The following is a 3,887-nucleotide window of genomic DNA, read 5'->3' on the forward strand; positions in this document are numbered from 1 at the left end:
TTCTGTGAGAAACCCGTCGGCGGCACGCCAGCGCAGACGGTGCGCTGCTTGGAGGCTGCCAAGACGGCCGGCAGCATCACCGGTGTCGGTTACAACTACCGCTACGCGCCGCTGGTGCAGCACGCCAAGTCCCTCATCGACAGCGGCGCGCTCGGGTCGGTCACCAACTACCGGGGTCGCTTCTTCTCCATGTTCGGCGCCGATCCGCTGGGTCTGCTGTCGTGGCGTTTCGAATTGGATCAAGCAGGTCACGGTGTCAGCAGCGACATCCTGAGCCACGCCATCGACTTGGCCATGATGCTGAATGGGCCGATCACCAAGGTGATCGGAAGCGGCGCCACATTCATCGCGGAGCGGCCGATCGCCGCGGCGGGCGCAAGCCACTACGCCCGCGGGCGACCGGGCGATCCGACCGGCCCGGTCACCAATGAGGACTACTTCGGAGCTCTTGCCGTCTTCGCCAACGGCTCACTGGGCACGTTCGAAGCCAGTCGCACGATGGCGGGGCCCGAGAGCCAGATGGCGTTCGACATCTACGGCACCGAAGGTGCGGCGAGCTGGAACCTGGAGACGATGAACGAGCTCCAGCTGTATATGGCCCCGAAGGCCGGGAGCACATCTGAACGCGGCTACACGACAGTCCGGGCAGGCGAGCGGCATCCCGGACATAGCGCCTTCGTCCCGGGAGATGCCAACGCGATCGGGTTCGAGGATCTTGTCGCCCTCGAGGATCACGAGTACCTCTCCGCCGTCAGCGACGAACGCCCCCATTCCGCAGGTTTCGCCGAGGCCGTGGCTTATGTCAGCGTCCAGGCCGCGCTGTTGCGCAGCTGGGTGAGCGGCGCCTGGGAGGATGTGATTTCGCTCACCAGCGCCAACGTCGACGAGTTGACGCCCAGCTGTCCCGCCGGTCCCGCTAGCGGCTGAAACGCGCGCCCGAATCGAGTTCCGAACCCAGCACCGTCAACTCACACACAGGGAGTCCCGCGATGGCAGACATCAAGCTGACGACCGCCGGCGCCGTTGTCCGCTGTCTCGCAGCGCAGCGCATCGCACTGGACGATCTCGACCGTGACGCCGCCGCCCAGTTGGCAACAGTCTCCGACGGCGAATCGGTGCCGCTGTTCGGGGGCGTGTATGCAATCTTCGGCCACGGCAATGTGACGTGCCTGGGACCCGAGCTGCGCCGGGCTCGTCATGAGCTGCCCACCTGGCGCGGGCAGAACGAGCAGGGCATGGCGCTTGCAGGAGTGGGCTTCGCGCGGGCCATGCGTCGCCGCCGCATCATGGCGGCCACCAGCTCGATCGGTCCCGGCGCCACCAACATGGTCACTGCCGCTGCAGTTGCGCATGCCAATCGCATGCCGCTTCTGCTGTTGTCGGGGGATACCTTCAGCCATCGACTGCCCGACCCGGTGCTGCAGCAGGTGGAGCACTTCGGCGATCCGTCGACGACGGTCAATGACGCGTTCCGATCCGTGGTCCGCTTCTGGGACCGGCTCACGACACCCGAACAGGTCCTGTCGAGCCTGCCGAACGCGGTGGCGACCATGCTGGATCCTGCTGACTGCGGTCCGGCCTTCATCGGGCTGCCACAGGACGTCCAGGCACAGACGTATTCCTTCCCGCACGGCTTCTTCGAGCCGGTGGTGCATCGGATGAGACGCCCGCGCCCCGACCGTCGCGAGCTGGCAGCCGCGGCGGCTGCGCTGGCGGCTGCGAAGCGCCCGCTGCTCATCAGCGGCGGTGGCGTGCGCTGGTCGATGGCCGAGGCCGAGCTGCGCAGTTTTGCCGAGCGCCATGGCATCCCGGTCGTCGAGACCGTGGCCGGCCGCACCAGCTTCCCGTCCAGCCACGCGCTCGCCTGCGGCCCGGTCGGCGTGACGGGCTGTGTCTCTGCGAACGCGATGGCCGGTGCCGCTGACGTGATCGTGGCGGTCGGCACTCGGCTGGGCGACTTCGCAACCGGCTCCTGGACCGTGTTCGACCACGCCACGACGTTTGTCGGGCTCAATACAGCGAGGTTCGACGCGACCAAGCACGGCAGCCTGCCGCTGGTCGCCGACGCTCGCGAGGGACTCGTTGAGCTGGACTCGGCCGTCGGCGACTACCGGGCGCCCGCCGACTGGACGGCGCGTGCTGAGACCGAGACAGCCCAGTACCACGCCTACATCGACAAGCTCGCCGCACCGGAAGCCGGCGGATCGCGGACAACGTTGCCGACCTATGCCCAGGTGGTGGGAGCGGTGTCGCGAGCGGCCGATGAGCGGACCTACGTGGTCACTGCGGCCGGCGGCCTGCCGGGCGAGACCGTGAACGGCTGGCGCAGCGACGTCGAGCATTCCTTCGACTGCGAGTACGGCTACTCGACAATGGGATACGAGATCTCCGGTGCGTGGGGTGCGAAGCAGGCGCTGCCCGAGCGAGACGTCATCGCTCTCATCGGCGACGGCTCGTACCTGATGATGAACTCCGACCTGTACAGCTCGCTGCTGAGCGGTCACCCGATCACGGTGGTGGTCTGCGACAACGGCGGCTTTGCGGTCATCAATCGGCTGCAGCGAGCTCAAGGCGGCGAGCCATTCAACAACTTCCTCGTCGACACCATGACCCAGACCCCATCGGGGACGGTCGATCGATCAGGTGCAGCACCCCTCCATGTCGACTTCGCTGCGCACGCTGCGTCCATGGGCTGCGCGTCGGAAACCGTCGCCACCATCGCAGAGCTGGAGGCAGCCCTGGAGCGGGCGAGCGCTTCCGAGCGCACCTGTGTGATCGTGCTGGCCACGCACCCCACATCCTGGACCGAGGGCGGCGCGGCATGGCAAGTGGGCGTGCCCGAAACCAGTGACCGGCCCGAGATCGCCACGGCTGCCGCAGAGATGGCCGAGGCAATGGCTGCTCAACGGCGAGGCCTGTGACCGCGGGCATCGGGCTCATCGGCTGCGGCCGTATCGGCCAGCTGCATGCGCGCCATCTGGCCGGCATCGAGGGCCTACGCCTGGCTGCCGTGTGCGACGCCGTTCCGACGGCATCGGCGTCGCTCGCAGCGGAGCTGGACGTGCCTGTGGCCGACGACCCGTCAGCGCTCATGGCCCGATCCGATGTCGATGCCGTGGCCATCTGCTCGCCCACGGAATCGCACGTCGATTTGATCACCGAGGCAGCAGCAGCCGGGCTGCCTGCCTTCTGCGAGAAGCCCATCTCGCTGGATCTGGCCGAGGCCGAACGCGCCGTCTCGGCCGTCGCCGCCGCAGGCACGGCGGTGCAATTGGGCTTCAACCGACGCTTCGACCCGTCGCACCGCGCCGTTGCCACGGCTGCCCGCGACGGCGAACTCGGCGAGCTCCACATCGTGCGTATCACGAGCCGTGATCCGGCGCCCCCGCCTCAGGACTACGTCGCCGGCTCGGGCGGCATCTTCGCCGACATGATGATTCACGACTTCGATATGGCGCGCTTCGTGACCGGCGCTGAGGTCGCGGAGGTGTACGCCGCCGGCGCGGTGCGCATCGATCCCGCGATCGGCGAACTGGGCGATTGGGACACTGCTGCGGCGCTGCTGACTCACGCCGACGGAACCATCACGACCATCGACAACAGCCGGCAGGCGGTCTACGGCTACGACCAGCGGGTTGAGGCCTTCGGCAGCGCCGGTGCGATGGCATCGCAGAATCCGACCGTCCACGCCGCCGTTCGTTCCGGCCCAGCAGGAACAGCCTCTGCGCCGATGCCGTGGTTCTTCACTGAGCGGTATGCCCAGTCGTACCGTGCGGAGTGGGCCGCCTTCGTCGAGGTGCTGGCGGGCGGGCAGCCGCCCGTGACGCTGGAAGACGGCCGGGCATGCTTGGCTATCGCGCTGGCGGCCACCCGTTCCGCCCGCGAGG

Annotated in this window: 3 protein-coding genes; all 3 read left to right on the forward strand. The window is 68.0% G+C overall.

The window, feature by feature from the left end; translation table 11 throughout:
• Window positions 1-927 (forward strand): Gfo/Idh/MocA family oxidoreductase (locus VI480_RS07160; RefSeq protein ID WP_323672138.1); only part of this gene is annotated, 927 nt, incomplete at its 5' end.
• Between the two features lie 62 nt (window positions 928-989).
• Complete coding sequence (gene iolD / locus VI480_RS07165; protein WP_323672139.1) at window positions 990-2,921, forward strand: 3D-(3,5/4)-trihydroxycyclohexane-1,2-dione acylhydrolase (decyclizing); 1,932 nt, start codon at window positions 990-992, stop codon at window positions 2,919-2,921.
• A partial coding sequence (gene iolG / locus VI480_RS07170) for an inositol 2-dehydrogenase (protein ID WP_323672140.1) occupies window positions 2,918-3,887 on the forward strand: 970 nt, incomplete at its 3' end. The genes iolD and iolG, both read left to right, overlap by 4 nt.

Source organism: Candidatus Poriferisodalis multihospitum (assembly GCF_028283155.1).
Lineage (GTDB): Bacteria > Actinomycetota > Acidimicrobiia > Acidimicrobiales > Poriferisodalaceae > Poriferisodalis > Poriferisodalis multihospitum.

Bases quoted from the DNA above. Each gene is read 5' to 3' on its own strand.
- iolD (WP_323672139.1), top strand. From the start codon at position 990: ATGGCAGACATCAAGCTGACGACCGCCGGCGCCGTTGTCCGCTGTCTC.